The sequence below is a fragment of the Paenibacillus piscarius genome (assembly GCF_022234545.1).
Lineage (GTDB): Bacteria > Bacillota > Bacilli > Paenibacillales > Paenibacillaceae > Paenibacillus_AQ > Paenibacillus_AQ piscarius.
Genome location: NZ_JAIEUI010000001.1, coordinates 245,050 through 262,163 on the forward strand (window position 1 = coordinate 245,050; position 17,114 = coordinate 262,163).

Here is a 17,114-nt window from a genome sequence, read left to right on the forward strand (position 1 = left end):
GGTCTGCCGTGAACGGTCCCGCGCACTTGGAACAATTCCCGATCCCTTAACTCCGCATAGGCACCGCAACCTCCTGTCATTGCCGTTTCGCTTCACCGAGAATGTTAAGATAATGGCCCGGAGGATGACATCAAGCTTTTTTACTGTTTTTGTTCCTTTCTTTACGTGTCTGTGGTACTGCCTGAGATCAGGAGCACGAGAAGTTACGGCCCGCATTGCCCAATCCTGCCAGCTATTCACCCGGGTAACTCCTTCCATGTAAAAAAGGGAACGAAAACAGTAAAAAAAAGACATGCCGCAACGGGTGGCAAGATCGCAGCCGGAAGTCTATCATTAAGATAATCCGCAAAGTCTTTTCTATGAAAATATTCAACCAACTCTGCAGCCGGAGGTTATTCCTTGAAAGCTCCTTTCATCTTGAACCGCAGCCGCCGTTTTGTGAGTGTGAAGAACAAGATGCTGTTTTTTTTCCTGCTGGCGATTCTGATCCCGGTTGTGATCCTGTTCATTAATTCCTATATGTCCTCCCAGCAGATGCTTGAACGCAAATATACGGACCTGCTGGCTGATGTGACGAGGCAGTCGAATATCCGCATTGAGGAATTCCTTGAGGACACGAAGCAGATTTCGCTGATCGCCAGCTACGGGATTAACAGCTACATCTCCGCCGTCTCCCAGGAGAATTATCCGGTGCAGAACTATCTGCACGACAGCTCCGTGACGAACGAACTGCAGGCCACGCAACTGCTGATGAACTACATAACCATGAAGGACCGTGCCATCTCCATCTATGTCTACAATCTGGTGAGCGGCAGCGACCTGTATGTCGCCCCGAACAAGCCTGTCGACTACACCTACAATCCCCGCAAGGAGGAATGGTTCACCGATTTCCTGCGTTCCGAGGATATTACGCGCGATTTGCCGACCCGGCTGGACCGGCAGACCAAGGCAGACAATAACTGGACGATCTATAATCTGCGCAAAATCTTCGACATGGAGAACGGCAAGCTGCTGGGCGTCATGGCGGTCAGCGTGGACATTGACTTCATCAACCGGCTGAACAAGCGGATGGAGGCAGGCAACCGCTCGGCCTTCACTGTGGTCGATGAGGGCGGCAGTATTATTTACAATAATAATTACGGCTTCATCGGCAAGCCGTTCAATACGCTGTTTCCGGTCCGTGAGGGGGAGCTCGCTGCCGGTTCAAGCCGCCAGATTGTGCGCGTATCCGGGAAGGACTATATTCTGATCCAGTCGCCGTTCGAGGTCCATAACTGGAAGACTTATATGTATATGCCTGTGGAAGAGCTCGCGGTCGAAGGCGACATTCTGAAGCGCAACCTGTGGACGATTGCGATTGTGCTTCTCCTGTTTGCCCTGGCCAGCTCGGTATACATGTCGAATCTGATCACCCGCCCGATCAAGCAGCTGATCCGCAATATGACGCTGGTGGAGCAAGGGAAATTCGACAATCTCCCGGCGGTGCGCTCGAATGACGAGATCGGGGTGATGGCCAGCCGGTTCGAGCAGATGTCAGCAGAGCTCAAGCAGCTGGTGGAGCGGATCTACGTGGAGCAGGAGCAGAAGGTGGAGGCCGAAATCCGGGCTTTGCAGGCACAGATCAGTCCGCACTTCCTGTACAATACGCTGAATTCGGTCAAGTGGATTGCGACCATGCAGCAGTCGGAGAAGATTGTAGAGATGACCGGGGCGCTAATCTCCATGCTTCGTTACACCGCGAAGACCGACAACCGGCTGGTGCCGATCCGCGAGGAGCTGGAGCATATCGGGCATTATATCGTCATTCAGAAGGTGCGTTATTTCAACCGGATCGAGTTCCATTCCGAGGTGGAGGAGGGGCTGGCAGAGCAGGAGATCCCGAAGCTGAGCATCCAGCCGCTGGTCGAGAATGCAATCTTCCACGGAATTGCCGATCAGGAGGACGGACTGCTGTCCATCGAAGTCAGACATGCCGGGAATTCTAAGCTCACCATTACGGTAAAAGACAACGGCGCTGGCATGAGCGCCGAGGCATCAGCGACACTGCGCAGCAGGCTGGGCGGCGCTCTGGACAGCGGCGGCATCGGTGTGATCAATGTGCACCAGCGGGTACGCCGGTTATACGGCGAGCCGTACGGGGTAACATTCGAGAGCAGACCGGGGCAGGGTGCGGTGTTCGTAATCACCATTCCCATGCGGGACAGGAAGGGGGCGTGATGGGTATGCTGGGTGTACTGATCGTGGATGACGAGCTGCTGATGCGCATCGGTCTGAAGTCGATCATCCATTGGGAGGATGAGGGCTTCACGATTCTGGGGGAGGCGGCGAACGGGCGCGAGGCGCTGGAGCTGGCCGGGACCCACCGGCCCGATCTGATTATTACCGACATCAAGATGCCGGTGATGGACGGCCTGGAGCTGATCCGGGAGGCCCGGAGGCTGGATCTCGGCGGGGAGTTCGTCATCCTGAGCTGTCTGGAGGAATTCCAGTATGCCCAGGAGGCGCTCCGGCTGGGGGCGGCTGATTATCTCATCAAAAGCGACATGAAGCCGCAGCAGCTTATCCATGTGCTGGAGACGGTTAAGAAGAGGGCGGTGCGCCACTCCGCAAGCAGCCCCGGCGGAATACCGCCAGGCTCTTACAAGGAGAGCATTGAGCATCTGAAGGAGACGCTGTTCAAGGAGGTGCTGAGCGGCTTCAAGGGGGCAGAGGACGTACTGGCCCGCCGGGACGCGCTGCATATCCGCCTGGCGGATCAGCCGATGGTGCTGATGAAGCTGCGGATCAACCAGTTCGACCAGCTCCGGCGCAAGTATGTGGAGCAGGACGAGAAGCTGCTGCGCTATTCGGTGGCGAATATTCTGGAGGAGATCCTGCCGCGCAAGCGGGCGAAGGAGATTATCGTCATGAACTCTGCAGAATATGTGCTGCTGCTTGATCTCGGGGAGGAAGGACGGATTGTCCGCGCGGAGATCGAGCGTGCCGCCGCGAAGATCCAGGCGGCGATGAAGGACTTCCTGAAGCTGACCCTGTCCATCGGGGTCAGCAGCCCGGCCTCCGGCTTCGACCGGCTGAAGCGGGCCTACCAGGAGGCGGATCTGGCACTGGACGCGCTGTTCCTGGAGAACGGCAGCGGCCTCTGCTTCTACGACCAGGCCAGGAACCGGCAGCGGAGCGGCCAGCGGCCGGCCATCGACAAGGCTGCCCTGCGCAGGTTCAGGCAGGATACCGAGAGCGGGAGCGGGGAGGCGCTGGTCTTCCTGAACGGCCTGAAGGAGGCCATGCTGCGGGAGGGCTGCACGAAGCAGGCGGCGCGTTCGGTCTATCTGCGGATGCTGGCAGTGATTCAATCCTGCTTCCCGGCTCTGCCCGAGCCGAATGAGGCCGGGCTAACCCTGTATGAGCGCATTCTCGGGGAGGAGAGTCTGGAGGGGCTGCACCGGCTGGTGGCCGGTTATCTGGAGCAGTGCAGAGCGCAGATATCCGAAGAGGGAACTTCCCGGAGCTATGCGGAGCAGGCCAGCGAGCTGATGATGCAGCTCTATGCAGAGGATATCTCGCTGCAGTCGGTGGCGGAGCGGATTAACGTGAACGCCTCCTATCTCAGCCGGGTGTTCAAGCAGGAGACCGGCGAGAACTTCGTCAGCTTCCTGACCCGGCTGCGCATGGAGAAGGCGAGGAGCCTGCTCCGGGACCGGAACGTCAAGGTCTATGAGGTGGCCGAGCGGGTAGGGTATCCGAATACCGCGTACTTCAGCAAGCTGTTCAAGAAGCTGAACGGCATGAGTCCGGAGGAGTACCGGGGCTAAGTAGATTGAACAAACATTTAAGTTAAAGGAAAAGTGGCGGAGGGGAATTTTGGTCCTAAAACTTAATGGCATTTGTCAAAAAAAGAACAGAGCCTGTAAAAGAAGTGCATCCGCTGCGGGTGCGCTTTTTGCTGCTGCCGGAGGATTGGTCAAAAAAGGGAACGTTTCCGTAAAAAACGGCCATTCCGGGAGCAGCGGGGTTCGCCTACCATTGGAGATGTAGCAGATGCAGCATATCCTAAATGGAAGTTGGGGGTAATTCTAGTGAAGAAAAAAAGTCTGGCCGCCGTCTTGTCCATCAGCTTAGCAGCGTTCGCCTTGTCGGCCTGCGGGAACGGAAACAACAGCAGCAATAGCACCGCTGCACCATCGCCAACCACGGCAGCTGAACCGGCAGCTGCCCAGCCGGCAAGCGGCGAGAAGGTCGAGCTGACCTATGCGATCTGGGATTCCAACCAGGAGAAGGGCCTGCGGACCATTGCCGATGAATTCGAGGCCAAGAACCCGGACATCAAGGTCAACATTGAGGTAACCGGCTGGTCCGATTACTGGACGATGCTTGAGGCCGGGGCCACCGGAGGCTCACTGCCGGATGTCTTCTGGATGCACTCGAACGAGATTTACCGCTATGCCAGCAATGATATGCTGCTGGATCTCACAGACCGGATCGGCAAGAGTGCCGAGGTGAAGCTGGAGAATTACCCGGAGGGCTTGAACCAGATCTATAATCTGAACGGCAAGCAGTACGCGGTTCCCAAGGATTTCGACACGATCGGGCTGTGGTACAACAAGACGCTGTTCGACCAGGCGGGCATTCAGCACCCGGATGAGAACTGGACCTGGGATGATCTGAAGCAGGCGGCCAAGGCGCTGACGAAGGACGGAGTCTACGGCTTCCTTGCCCCGCTGCATAATCAGGAGGGGTATTACAACTTCGTCTATCAGAACGGCGGCACCATTATTACAACGGACAAAAAATCGGGCTACGATGACCCGAAGACGATCGAAGCACTTGATTTCTATATCGGCCTGGTGCGGGAAGGGCTGTCACCTGAAGTCTACGGCGATGCCGAGCGCGCCGATCTGCTGAAGAACGGCAAGGCGGCGATGGGCCTGTTCGGCTCCTGGAACCTGAGCGGCTTCACGGAGAATGAGTATATGGCGAAGAACTTCGATGTTGCCGTCCTGCCGAAGAAGGAGAAGCAGGCCTCGATCTATAACGGCCTCGGCAATGCGATCGATGCCAAAACGAAGCATCCCGAAGAAGCATGGAAGCTCGTGGAGTACCTGAGCTCCAAGACCGGGCAGGAGCGCCAGGCAGAGCTGGGTGTAGCGATCTCCGCCTATAAAGGTGCGGCAGATCTATGGATCAGCTCCAACAAGAACTTCAACATCAAAGCCTTCGTCGATATGGTCGACTATGGCGTGATCCGCCCGTATTCCAATACGACAGCAGTCTGGGAAGACAAGGCCTATGAAGCGCTTAAGCCTGCATTCTCCGGCAAGGTGCCGGTAGAGGAAGCTGCGAAGAATGCAGCGAAGGTGATGAACGAGAGTCTGGCCGAAGAGAAATAAGCTTGAGACATAGAACCGCGGCGACCTAAGGGTTGCCGCGGGTTTGACTGGAATTATAACGATGCGTCCCCTACAAGGACGGCAAATCCTTTTCCGTTTGAGAGGTGAGTTCATGAATCATACTGTGAAGAGAAGAATTGGAGCTGCGACCCGGAACGAATGGTACTGGGGCTGGCTGCTGATTGCGCCAACCATGCTCGGGCTGCTGGTGCTGAATTTTATCCCGATTATCCAGACTGCCTACCTGAGCTTCTTCAAGAGCGGGGACTTCGGCAGAGGCAACATCTATGTCGGATGGGACAACTACAACAAGCTGATTCATGATCCGCAGGTGTGGCACGCGGTCGGCAATACCCTGCTCTATACCCTGCTGGTTGTGCCTGCGAGTGTGGCGGTTGCCATGCTGGTGGCCGTCCTCCTGAATGGCAAGCTGGCGGGCCGCTCGCTGTACCGCACCATCTACTTCATCCCGATGGTCGCGGCGCCCGCAGCGGTCACCATGGTCTGGCGGTGGATGTATAACCAGCATTACGGCCTGATGAATTACGGGCTGTCCCGGCTGGGGGTGCCGGCAGTCAACTGGACGACAGACCCGCGCATCGCGCTGATATCCATTGCGATTATCGGCATCTGGAGCGTGATCGGCTACAATATGGTGCTGCTGCTCGCCGGTCTGCAGGAGATTCCGAAGGATTTTTATGAAGCCTCTGATATTGACGGGGCCAGCCGGCTGCGCCAATTCTTCATGATTACACTGCCGCTGGTCTCGCCAACCCTGTTCTTCGTGGTGGTGACCTCGGTCATTCAGGCCATGCAGGTGTTCGATGTGATCTATATGATGATTGATGTGACCAACCCGGCCTATGATCATACCGTATCGCTGGTGTATCTCTTCTATAACAATTCGTTCAAGTATTCGAACAAGGGCTACGGCTCGGCGATTGTACTGGTGCTGCTCACGCTGATTATGATCATTACCTTCTTCCAGATGCGGGCGCAGAAGAAATGGGTCAACTACATGTAGGAGGGTGGACAATGGACAATTCAAAACGCTTGAACCGCATTCTGGCCCACGCTGTGCTGCTCCTGGGAGCGGCCGCGATGATTCTGCCCTTCGCCTGGATGCTGCTGACCTCCTTCAAGACGGTCACGGAATCGACCTCGATGAATCCGTTTGTATTCATTCCGCACACCTGGAGATGGGAGAATTACATAGAGGTATGGCGTCAGAACAACTTTTTGATCCTATACTGGAATACGTTTGCCATGATGGCTCTGCGGGTGCTCTGTGCGGTTCTGTTCAGCGCGATGGCGGCGTATGCTTTTGCCAGACTAAGATTCCCCGGCAGGGATGTGTGCTTCAGTCTGGTGCTGTTCCAGATGATGGTGCCGACCCAGATCTTTATCATCCCGCAATATCTGATGGTGGATGCGCTGGGGATGCGCAATACGATCTTTGCCCTGCTGTTCCCCGGGCTGGTCAGCGCCTTCGGCACGTTCCTGCTGCGGCAGTTCTTCATGGGCCTGCCGAAGGAGCTGGAGGAGGCGGCGAAGATCGACGGCTGCAATATCGGCCAGACCTTCGCCAGAATCATGCTGCCGCTGGTCCGCTCCGGCCTGGTGGCGCTCGGCATCTTCACCGCACTGTTCTCCTTCAAGGACCTGATGTGGCCGATGATCGTCAACACCAGCTCGGATGCGGCCACCCTGTCCTCGGCGCTGGCGAAGATCCAGAGCGCCTTCTCTGTGGACTATCCCGAGCTGATGGCGGCTTCCGTGCTGGCCATCTGGCCGATGCTGCTGGTCTACATTCTGTTCCAGCGGCAGTTCATCGAAGGCATTGCCACCTCGGGCGGCAAGCTCTGAACACCGTTGACGGGAACGGCGGTGTCCGCCAGAATAAAGAGAGAACCGCTGAAGGAGGGAGGGACCCATGATGGGGAGAAGACCCGGGAGGCTGTACGCTGCTGTAATGCTGATGCTGCTGCTCTGTGCGCTGGCTGGCTGTGACGTGCAAGGGCGCACAGAACCTTCCCTTCTGATCAAGGATGCGCCCGGAGAAGGCGAGCCCGTCACCCTGCGGTACTCCAGCTATCTGCTGGACACGGCGCAGGCGGGCAAGGTGTATTTCGATGCCATTGCTGAATTCGAACGGCTGCATCCCGGGATTAAGATTGAAGCCGACTTCATTCAGAATAACAATTATACCGCAGGGATCAAGATCCGGCTGCTGGGCGGCGAGAGGGTGGATGTGTTCGATACGTGGTCGCCCAGCCTGTTCGAGGAATTCCGCGCCCTGCGGAGCGATATGTACCTGGACCTGACCGGGGCTGAGTTCCTTAAGGAATTCTATCCCAATTCGCTTCTGCCGGTCACCATTGACGGCAGGGTGTACGGCGCGCCCGAGGTGATGCACAGCGACGGGCTGCTCTACAACAAGACCCTGTTCGATGAGCTGGGACTGGCTGTCCCGCGCACCTGGGACGAGTTCCTGGCGCTCTGCCTGAAGCTGAAGGAGGCCGGGGTGATCCCGGTGGCGATGGATGCAGAGTGGTCGACGGCCCAGTTCTTCTGGGGCTCAATCATGTCGGATAACGGGGCGGATGCCGCCTGGACGAAGCAGCTGGAGAGCGGGGAGGTCGCGATCAGTGATCCGGTGTTTGTCGATGCCATCAAGAAGCACCGGGAGATTATTGACCGGGGACTGGTGCCGCCCAACTGGAAGAGCCTGAAGCATGAGCAGGCGAAGGATCTGGTAGGGGCGGGCCGGGCGGCCATGATCATTACCGGCACCTGGGACATTCCCAGCATCAAGGAGCGGAATCCGGCCCAGGATATCCGCTTCATGATGGTGCCGGGCAGTGTGCGGACGGTGCCGAACATCAATGTCGGCACGTACCGGGTGATCAGCTCGCGGACGGAGCATCCTGAGGAGGCCAAGCAGTTCGTGGCGTTCATGAACGGCAGGGCGACGCAGGAGAAGCTGGCCGCAGGCGCTCTTGCGGTGCCATCGGTCATCTCGGCACCGACCGACCGGAGCGATTCGGTCTCATCCATTGCCGCAGCAGTGACGCGCGAGGATGCCACGCTGTATTGGCCGCATACGGTATCCACCGAATCGCTCCAGGTGAAGATTCTGGAGGGTGTCAACCAGTATCTTGCCGGGCAGCCGCTGGAGACCGCCCTGGCCGGCATCCAGCAGGCGATTGATGAAGCCGCCGCGAAGCGGCGGGCAGCCAGGTAGCTGGCGGAAGGAAACAGGGGAAGCTCCAGCGAATATAAGAATGAAGGCAATTAAACAGTACAGAGATTTGAGGGGTAGAACTAATGGTGACTTACAGAACAGCAGCTCCGCATGAGCGCGAGGCGTACATAGATTTGGCCAATTATGCTTTTCGCCTGGATTTTGAGACCTTGATGCCCAAGGCGTATGACAAAGGGGTTGATACTTCAGCGCTGCATAAGGTGGCGGATGAGGAGGGCAGGCTGCGCGCACAGGTGGCGGTCTTCCCGGAAACATTGCGGGTAGGCGACAGTATCCTGCGGGCCGGCTATTTGGGTACCGTCTCGGTTCATCCGCGGGCCCGAGGCGAAGGGCATATGAAGGCGCTCATGAACCTGTGGCTGGAAGAGCTGCAGGGAACCTGTGATATGGTTGTACTATACGGACAGCGCCAGCGTTACGAGTATTTCGGTTTTACGCTGGGCGGTGTAAAGCTCAAGTATTCCATTGGAGAGGCCAATGTGCGACATGGCTTAAGGCAGGTGGACGCGGCTGGAATCACCTTCAGCCCGTTGTTCGAGATTGAAGGCGGAGCAAAATTTGCGTACAGCATGAACACCTCACGGTTGGCTTATGTGGAACGTAAGATGGAGCATTTGCCGTTAATATTCAGCTCTCTTCATCAGAAGGCCCTCGGCGTTCTGGATCAGGACAAGCTGATCGGGTATCTGGTTGTTAATGAAGCGGGGAATGAAGTCTCTGAATTCGCGGTGGAGCAGCCGGGCGATATTGCACGGACCCTCAAGGCTTACATGGATTACAGCAGCAATGCACCATTAACGATGTGTGCGCCGGAATATGAGCTTCCGCTGAATGCCGCTCTTGGCAGCATTGCTGAAGAGATTGTGATCGAGAACTCGGATATGTATCATATCCTCGATTTTGCCAGCGTGCTCCAAGCTTACCTGGCGCTCAAATGCAGAACCATAGGGATTATCCATGGGGAATTCTCCGCAGTGATGGACGGCCAGCCGGTGACGGCGCGGGTGGACGCAGAGGGGGTTACGGTTGAGCGGTCAGCCCGGCCGGATGCCGTAATTCTTGACCGGCAGCAGGCCCAGGCGCTGCTGCTTACGCAGCACAGCCGTTATATGGCCGTACCTGCACCCGCAGGCTGGTTCCCGCTGCCTCTGTTCTGGTACAAGAGTGATAAATACTGATTATCCATCCTTTGCGCGATAATCCCGACTAGTCCTAGTTTTCCCGGACAATCTACAAGCCGGAGCCGGGCGCATACGCTCCTGCCTTCGGCTTGCTCCGCTTGTTGAGGAAAGAACGAACCCTTTCGTTGCAATCTGAGGGATTTATCCCTTTCATTTCGGCATACAGCCTGCATTCGCCGGATTCAGAGGGATTTATCCCTTTCATTTCGGCATACAGCCCGCCTTCGCCGGATTCAGAGGGATTTATCCCTTTCATTTCGGCATACAGCCCGCCTTCGCCGGATTCAGGGGGATTTATCCCTTTCATTTCGGCACTCAGCCCGCCTTCGCCGGATCCAGAGGGATTTATCCCTTTCATTTCGGCATACAGCCCGCCTTCGCCGAACTCTGAGGGCTTCCACTTACTAGTTGCTGTCCCGAACTGCTTCGCTGCCGATCAGGTATTCCCCCGGAGTTCCCTTTCACTTGTCGTCCAGTCAGGGCTCCCGGCATCACCCCGGTGCCCCAACCTTCCTGCCATTCCCGCCTAGATCGACTTGCGGAATTCGGCCGGTGTCATGCCCGCGAAGTTGCGGAACAGCTTGATGAAGTAGCTGACATTGTCATAGCTTAGCTGCTCGGCGATCTCCACGACCGTCAGGTTCGTCTGGTTGAGGAGGTCGCGGGCCTGTTCCATTTTCAGCCTGGTCACGTACTCAATGAAGGTCAGCCCGGTCTCGGTCTTGAACATCCGGCTGAAATGGGTGGGATTCAGGCCAAGCCGCCGGGCCATCTCATCCATGCCGACCTTCTCGTGGGTATGGTTCATGACATAACGTTTGGCTTCGGCCACCTCTTTGCGGACACTCTGCTTCCACATCGAGCGCAGCATCAGAATCTTGTCCTTCAGGAATTCCTCCAGCCATTCCATCAGCTGATCCAGCGTTTCGAACTCCTGGATGGAGCGCTGATGCCGCTCACTGCTGAAGTTGCTGACGAAGTTCTGCATCACTACATATTTCAGCTCCAGCTCCATCACCATTTTGAGCAGCCAGCTTTTGACACTCTCCACCGGATATTTCTGCTCCCCGATATACTGCTTGACCTCTCTGACCTTCGCCGCAATCTGCGCGCTGTCCTCCTGCTGGATACAATCCCTTAGCTGCTGCAGAATTTCCGAGTAATGCACGAACAGGTCCTCGCTGCTGGTCCTGACTGGGGTCAGCTTCATAATCGCACCTTCTGCGGTATAGAAGCGCAAGGCATGGGCATCCAGCAACGCCTGAAGCTGCTTCTTCAGCTCTATCAGACTTGGTGTAACCTCCCCGTAAAAAAAAGAAATCCCCATCCGCAGATGCTGCTTCGACTTCTTCTGAACATGCAGAAGCTGGTTACGGTAATCCTCATAGAGATTGCGGACCAGCAGGTGCGGCAGGGGGAGGAAGAGGATGAATTGCCGTTCGGTGAACGCGAACTGGATCATGCCGTCAATCTCCAGGAATTCCTGGAGGATATTATCCATCACGAACTGCAGATTCACCGCTCCGCCGAACCGGCGTTCCAGCTCATAGGAGCGCTCCGGGAGCGCCAGCACCGGCAGGTACGGAATGCCACGCTCCAGCCTGATTCCCATCACCTCGGCCTGTCTGAACCACTCCGCTTCATCCCAGACCGGCTGCTCCATGAACATGCGGATGAATCTCGTCCGGATCGCAGCATGGTTCTGGCTGACCAGCTTCTCCATCTGCAGATAATGGTCGCGGGATTTCACCTTGGCCTCCAGGCGGCTGACCGCTTCAGTCAATACGGCAATCACCTGATCAATCTGCAGGCTCTCCTTCAGGATATATTCGGCGACATTCAGCTTCACCGCCTTCTGGGCATATTCGAACTCCCCGTGGCAGGACAGGATGATCGTCTGCAGCTGGGGGTTCAGCTCCCGCGCTTTCGCGATCAGCTCCAGCCCGTCCATCGCCGGCATCCCGATATCGGTCAGCAGGATATCGGGCCGGCAGCGCTGGCAGGCCTCCCAGGCCTCCCGGCCATCCGAGCAGGACGCTGATAATTCCAGGCCAAGGGTATCCCAGGGAATGGAGGCGCTTAAGTATTCCAGCACCGGATAATGATCGTCAGCTAATACTACTTTATAGGTCATTCTTATCCGCTCCTATCCGCTTCACAGGCATAATTAATTGTACGGTTGTGCGGTACCCGCGAACGCTCTCAATCTCCATCTCGAAGCGTTCCCCGTAGATGAGCTTCAACCGCTGATACACATTAATGAGTCCGATGCCGCGGCGTGAAGTCTCTGCTGCCGGCATCCCGGCCGCTCCGATGGCCTCAATCTCCTCATCCTTCTGCCGCAGATGCCGGATTAATGCAGCCAGCGTAGGCTCCTCCATACCCGCTCCGTTGTCTTCAACTGTAATCGTAAGTGTAGCCTGCTGTCGTCTGATCGTAATCCCAATTCTGCCCCCGCTCTGCAGGAATCCGTGCTTGTAGGCATTCTCAATGATCGGCTGGAGGATGAACCTCGGCACCGTCTCCAGCAGCAGCTCTTTGTCCGCATCAATAACGTAATCCGTCGGATATCTCATAGTGAACCGCATCAGCTCCATATACTGCTTCGCGAAATCCAGCTCACTGGCAATGGACACGAATTCCTCCCGGCTGGTGAAGCTGGCCCGTAGCATGGCGGAGAGCGAGCCGACAACCGCAGCATTCTCCTCATCCTGCTTCAGCAGCAGCTTCATGCGGATCGAGCTGAGCACATTGAACAGGAAATGCGGGTTGATCTGAGCCTGCAGCATCGCAAGCTCCGCCTGGCGCTTCAGCTCCTGCTCCGTCTCCACCTGCTGGAGCATCTGCTGCACCCGGTCCAGCATGTTATCGAAGGACAGTCCCAGACTGCCGATCTCATCGGCCCCCCGGATGCCCGAGCGCACCATCAGGTCCCCATCCTCCACCCGGCGGGCCGCCTTGCCCAGAACAAGGACAGGCTTGGTGAATCTCCGCAGCAGAACCGTCAGCGCGAACAGAAAGCTGACGGCGAACCCCGTCTGAATCAACAGGCCGGTACGGTTTATCCCGTTCAACCGTTCTGTCAGCTGCTCATAGGGAGCAACACTGATGAGTCTCCACCTCGCAAATTTCAGCGGCAGGGATAGGAGGAGCTGATTCTCCCCCTTGAACTTGACGATGTCAGGGAACGCCAGCTCATCCATAGGCAGCAGCTTCTCAAAGCTTGTGCCGATAAGCGCCGGGTTCCGGTTCGACAGGATCCGTTCCTGATCATCCAGCAGATACACGTCCTCTTCTAATGAAGCGAACCGTTCGCGGATCGAGGCTTCACTGCGGCTGACAATCAGGTAGGCATAAGGGGAAGCAGAGGCTTCTTCTCTTAATGCACGCGCTGTCATGAAGACATACGGCTGCTCTTCCTTCAGCGAGGTCAGATAATTGGCCTCGGCCCCCATGAATAAGGTGTCATACGGCGGGAGCTGCTCCAGCTCCCCGAACCAGGGCTGCCTGATGAATTCACGCGGATCATAGTCATAGAAGGAATAATCGGAGTACGCATGTCCGAGCTTGTCCAGCAGTGTAATCCTGAGATCAATCGTGTCTCCGGCTACCTGCTCCAGACGGCTGGTCAGGGTTCTCGCGGCTACCGGATTGGTCTTGGCCTCCTCCAGCAGCGTTTTGATCTCCGGGTCGAAGTGAACGAAATTCGAGACCGACACCATCTCCTCGAAGATGACATCAATCTGCGACTGGACGATTCTCAGGGACTGCGTGGCTTTCTCCAGGGAATGCTCCCGGATAATGAGCTTGGAGTAGACATTTGTAATATAGAGCATCCCCAGCGCAGGGATCACCAGACAGGCGATCGAGGTCAGAATAAGCTTTTGCCGGAAGGATAGCTGACTGAGCCTGAAATTTCCTTTCATTTATACCCCTCCAGTGATTGACCTGTACAAGCCTATCGTACTTGATTCTGGCATACGCCTCATCCAACAATTTTTTCATTTTAGAAAAAATAATGCTATACAAACTTTTCACCATAGATAAATTCGTTGCATGTGGATGAAAACGCTCACTTCTATAATAAAGACATCCAAAAAATAAAACGAGGTGGATCAAGTGGAGGTTATTACCGAACAGGGGACGGCGAAGCCGCTTCGCAGCCCGGGCACAGGCAGAATGCGCAAGCAGGCCTTTTACGACAATATTGCCGGGTACCTATTCATTGCCCCTATGCTCATTCTGACCGTAACGCTGGTCATTATTCCGATTCTGCTATCCGGCGTGATCAGCTTCTCGAACTGGAACTTTGTTTCCGGGCTGGACGGGTTCCAGTTTGTCGGGCTGGACAATTACTCACGGCTCATGCAGGACGAATCCTTTCACCGTTCGCTCTACAACAACCTGATTATGATTGCCGTCGTACCGGTTGCGATGTTCCTGGCGCTGGTGCTGGCGGTGCTGATTAACAAGGCGACGTATTTCAAAACCTTTTTCAAAGTCATCTATTTCATGCCCTTCATCTCCAGCTTCGTGGCGATTGCCCTGCTGTGGAGAGTGCTGTATCATCCGAACAACGGTCCGATTAACGGTTTCCTGAGATCCATCGGGGTGGAACATCCGCCTATGTGGCTGGCCGACCCCAAGTTCGCCCTGATCTCGGTCATGATTATTATGGTCTGGACTTCGCTGGGCTTCAATATGGTCATCTACCTGGCCGGCCTTCAGAACATTTCCCGCGATCTGTATGAAGCTGCCGATGTGGACGGAGCCTCGCCGCTGAGACAATTCTTCCGCATTACCTTACCGTTGCTGTCACCGACCTCCTTTTTCCTGCTCATTACCGGGATTGTCGGCTCCTTCAAGGTCTTCGATCTGATCATGGTTCTAACGGGCGGCGGCCCGGCAGGCTCGACCTCGGTCATTGTCTACTATCTGTATGAGGTGGCCTTCGTGAATCTGGAATCGGGCTACGCTTCCGCAATGGGGATTATTCTGCTGATTCTCATCCTGCTGGTAACCTTGGTTCAATGGGTCGGACAAAAGAAATGGGTCAATTACTAGGAGGTCAACACATGCGATCACTCAAGCTAAGCCGCGTTATCGTCACCCTCTTCATGGCGGTCGCGGGCATCCTGTTCATCATGCCGTTCTTATGGATGCTGTCCGCTTCCTTCAAGCCGGAGCTGGATGTTATGAAATATCCGATAGAGTGGATTCCTGCGAAATGGAATGCGGTGGAGAACTATAAGCAGGTATGGGCGGGAGCCGTACCGTTCACACTCTATTACTGGAACACGACGAAGGTGACCCTGATGTCCACAGCGCTGTCCCTGATGATATCGGCAATGGCAGCCTATGGCTTTTCTAAAATCATGTTTCGGGGCCGGGATACCCTCTTCCTGATTGTCCTCGCCACCTTCATGATTCCGACCCAGGCGATTCTGGTACCTCAGTTCATTATGTACCGCTGGCTCGGACTGTTCGACAGCCATATCGGGCTGGTGCTGCTGGCGGCCTCCGGCGTGCTGGGCACGTTCCTGCTCCGGCAGTTCTTCCTCGGCATTCATGATGAGATTATTGAATCGGCACGGATTGATGCAGCAGGCCACTGGACGATCTTCAGCCGGATCGCCCTGCCTCTGGTGCAGCCAGCCCTTGCTACCTATATGATTCTCCGCTTCATCTGGACCTGGAATGATTACCAGAATCCGCTGATCTTCCTCCGTTCCGATTCATTGTTTACCCTGCAGCTGGGGATACGGAAATTCGCTGATTTCAGCGGCGAGTTCTATTCCTTAATGATGGCAGGGGCAGTATCCGCCATTCTGCCGCTCCTGATCATCTTCATCATCGGCCAGAAACAGGTCATTGAGGGAGTTGCGATGGGCAGTGTCAAAGGCTAGACTAATTACACAACAGGGGGTTATATCATGTCGAAAGTCAAACGCAATTCATTCATCATCGTTCCGCTGTTAGCGCTGCTGGTCTCCGGGTGCGGAAGCGCAGGCAATGCCGCGAAGGAGCCGTCGGCTGCGGGCGAAGGCAAGGACGGCAATGCACCGGTAACGATCAAGCTGAGCAACTGGTATGCCAAAAAACTGGACAACTGGGATGTCGTCATCGCTGAATTCGAGAAGCAGCATCCGAACATCAAGGTGGAATTCGCCTCTGCGGAGGACAACAATTCCAATGAATATTACAAGAAGCTCGATCTGGCTGTTGCCGGCGGTGACGATCTGGATGTCATTATGTTCAGCAACATGACCTTCCTGTCCCAGCGGGCCGGGCTCGGCATGATCCAGCCGCTGGATGATTATCTGGCCAAGGACGGCATTGCGATTAAGGATGAATATACAGCTGATACCAGCATTGACGGCAAGGTCTATGGCCTGCCCGGCAAGTCCTCGCAGGGTCTGGTCATTATTAACGAGGAACATCTGAAGGAAGCGGGTCTTGAGCTGCCGAAGGACTGGACCTGGGATCAGTACATGGATTACGCCAAGGCAATGACGAAGAAAACGGGCGATAAAACCCGTTACGGCACCTACTTCCACAGCTGGATTCAATATGGCTATGTGGTGCAGAACTTCGGCCAGCCGGTGAATGCGAATCTGACCACCGATGACGGCAAGACCGCCAATATTGACAATCCGTTCATGCGCAAATCGCTGGAGCTGCGGCTTCGGGGAGAACAGGAAGGCTCTGCAACCCCGTATTCCGAGGTGGTCAGCCAGAAGCTGAATTACAGACCGCAATATTTCAACCAGGATACCAGTATGCTTGTTACGGGAACCTTCCTGATCCCGGAGACTGGCGGAACGGATACGATTCCGGCTACCTTCAAGACCGTGTTCGCTCCGCTGCCGAAGATGAAGGCGGAAGATCCGATGTCCTCGAACGTGAGCGGAGATGTCCTGAGCATCTACAGCAAGTCCAAGCATAAAGACGAGGCCTACACCTTCATCCGCTGGTTCTCTACCGAAGGCATCGTGCTGCAGGGGAAGAATATTCCGTCCTGGAAAAAAGCTGACCTGAATGATGTGGTAGACCGGATCATCGCGGGCAGCAAAACCCCGGAAATGATCGACAAAGCTTCGCTGCTCTATGTGCTGGAGAAGACCATTCCAACTACAGCGGCTACAGCCGTGCCTTATCATGCTGAGCTGGAAAAGGTGCTGCTGGAGGAATTCGATAAAATGATGCTGGCCGGCCAGAGCATTGACGATACGATTCAGAATGCACAGACCAAAATCCAGAAAATTATTGATTCCAAATCCTAAG

General features: G+C 55.7%; 13 protein-coding genes. 10 read left to right on the forward strand and 3 right to left on the reverse strand.

Annotation, left to right across the window (positions count from 1 at the left end):
* Positions 1–399: 399 nt before the first annotated feature.
* From K1558_RS00985 to K1558_RS01015, 7 genes are all read left to right on the forward strand, one after another.
* The gene (locus K1558_RS00985; protein ID WP_238649509.1) at positions 400–2,217 is read left to right on the forward strand and encodes a sensor histidine kinase; all 1,818 of its coding nucleotides are present in this window, start codon (positions 400–402) and stop codon (positions 2,215–2,217) included.
* Positions 2,217–3,809, forward strand: coding sequence for a response regulator (locus K1558_RS00990; protein WP_238649510.1), 1,593 nt, complete (start codon positions 2,217–2,219; stop codon positions 3,807–3,809). Before K1558_RS00985 ends, K1558_RS00990 begins: the two co-directional genes overlap by 1 nt.
* Before the next feature lie 264 nt (positions 3,810–4,073).
* Positions 4,074–5,384: an ABC transporter substrate-binding protein gene (locus K1558_RS00995; RefSeq protein WP_238649511.1), complete on the forward strand. Its 1,311-nt coding sequence runs from the start codon at positions 4,074–4,076 to the stop codon at positions 5,382–5,384.
* Positions 5,385–5,496: 112 nt separating this feature from the next.
* Positions 5,497–6,408, forward strand: coding sequence for a carbohydrate ABC transporter permease (locus K1558_RS01000; RefSeq protein WP_238649512.1), 912 nt, complete (start codon positions 5,497–5,499; stop codon positions 6,406–6,408).
* An 11-nt stretch (positions 6,409–6,419) separates the two neighbouring features.
* Complete coding sequence (locus tag K1558_RS01005) at positions 6,420–7,250, forward strand: carbohydrate ABC transporter permease (protein ID WP_238649513.1); 831 nt, start codon at positions 6,420–6,422, stop codon at positions 7,248–7,250.
* A gap of 67 nt (positions 7,251–7,317) precedes the next feature.
* Positions 7,318–8,628: an ABC transporter substrate-binding protein gene (locus tag K1558_RS01010; RefSeq protein WP_238649514.1), complete on the forward strand. Its 1,311-nt coding sequence runs from the start codon at positions 7,318–7,320 to the stop codon at positions 8,626–8,628.
* Positions 8,629–8,711: 83 nt separating this feature from the next.
* Positions 8,712–9,827, forward strand: coding sequence for a GNAT family N-acetyltransferase (locus K1558_RS01015; protein ID WP_238649515.1), 1,116 nt, complete (start codon positions 8,712–8,714; stop codon positions 9,825–9,827).
* A 52-nt stretch (positions 9,828–9,879) separates the two neighbouring features.
* Here the strand turns inward: K1558_RS01015 and K1558_RS01020 are convergent, their stop codons facing one another.
* The 3 genes from K1558_RS01020 to K1558_RS01030 form a co-directional block, all read right to left on the reverse strand.
* Positions 9,880–10,188, reverse strand: a complete 309-nt coding sequence (locus K1558_RS01020; RefSeq protein WP_238649516.1) for a hypothetical protein — start codon at positions 10,186–10,188, stop codon at positions 9,880–9,882.
* 168 nt (positions 10,189–10,356) lie between these two features.
* Complete coding sequence (locus K1558_RS01025) at positions 10,357–11,964, reverse strand: response regulator transcription factor (protein WP_238649517.1); 1,608 nt, start codon at positions 11,962–11,964, stop codon at positions 10,357–10,359.
* The gene (locus tag K1558_RS01030) at positions 11,954–13,756 is read right to left on the reverse strand and encodes a sensor histidine kinase (protein WP_238649518.1); all 1,803 of its coding nucleotides are present in this window, start codon (positions 13,754–13,756) and stop codon (positions 11,954–11,956) included. Before K1558_RS01030 ends, K1558_RS01025 begins: the two co-directional genes overlap by 11 nt.
* A gap of 193 nt (positions 13,757–13,949) precedes the next feature.
* On the opposite strand from K1558_RS01030, the gene K1558_RS01035 reads away from it, so the two are divergent.
* The 3 genes from K1558_RS01035 to K1558_RS01045 are packed head-to-tail and all read left to right on the forward strand — an operon-like array spanning position 13,950 to position 17,113.
* Entirely contained in the window at positions 13,950–14,894 is a 945-nt protein-coding gene (locus tag K1558_RS01035; protein ID WP_238649519.1) for a carbohydrate ABC transporter permease, read from the forward strand.
* Between the two features lie 11 nt (positions 14,895–14,905).
* Positions 14,906–15,736: a carbohydrate ABC transporter permease gene (locus K1558_RS01040; RefSeq protein ID WP_238649520.1), complete on the forward strand. Its 831-nt coding sequence runs from the start codon at positions 14,906–14,908 to the stop codon at positions 15,734–15,736.
* Positions 15,737–15,763: 27 nt separating this feature from the next.
* Positions 15,764–17,113: an ABC transporter substrate-binding protein gene (locus K1558_RS01045; protein ID WP_238649521.1), complete on the forward strand. Its 1,350-nt coding sequence runs from the start codon at positions 15,764–15,766 to the stop codon at positions 17,111–17,113.
* Position 17,114 lies beyond the last annotated feature (1 nt).

Bases quoted from the DNA above. Each gene is read 5' to 3' on its own strand.
- K1558_RS01010 (WP_238649514.1), top strand. From the start codon at position 7,318: ATGATGGGGAGAAGACCCGGGAGGCTGTACGCTGCTGTAATGCTGATG.
- K1558_RS01020 (WP_238649516.1), bottom strand. From the start codon at position 10,188: ATGAAAGGGATAAATCCCTCTGGATCCGGCGAAGGCGGGCTGAGTGCC.
- K1558_RS01030 (WP_238649518.1), bottom strand. From the start codon at position 13,756: ATGAAAGGAAATTTCAGGCTCAGTCAGCTATCCTTCCGGCAAAAGCTT.
- K1558_RS01025 (WP_238649517.1), bottom strand. From the start codon at position 11,964: ATGACCTATAAAGTAGTATTAGCTGACGATCATTATCCGGTGCTGGAA.
- K1558_RS01045 (WP_238649521.1), top strand. From the start codon at position 15,764: ATGTCGAAAGTCAAACGCAATTCATTCATCATCGTTCCGCTGTTAGCG.
- K1558_RS01040 (WP_238649520.1), top strand. From the start codon at position 14,906: ATGCGATCACTCAAGCTAAGCCGCGTTATCGTCACCCTCTTCATGGCG.
- K1558_RS01005 (WP_238649513.1), top strand. From the start codon at position 6,420: ATGGACAATTCAAAACGCTTGAACCGCATTCTGGCCCACGCTGTGCTG.
- K1558_RS01015 (WP_238649515.1), top strand. From the start codon at position 8,712: ATGGTGACTTACAGAACAGCAGCTCCGCATGAGCGCGAGGCGTACATA.
- K1558_RS01000 (WP_238649512.1), top strand. From the start codon at position 5,497: ATGAATCATACTGTGAAGAGAAGAATTGGAGCTGCGACCCGGAACGAA.
- K1558_RS00990 (WP_238649510.1), top strand. From the start codon at position 2,217: ATGGGTATGCTGGGTGTACTGATCGTGGATGACGAGCTGCTGATGCGC.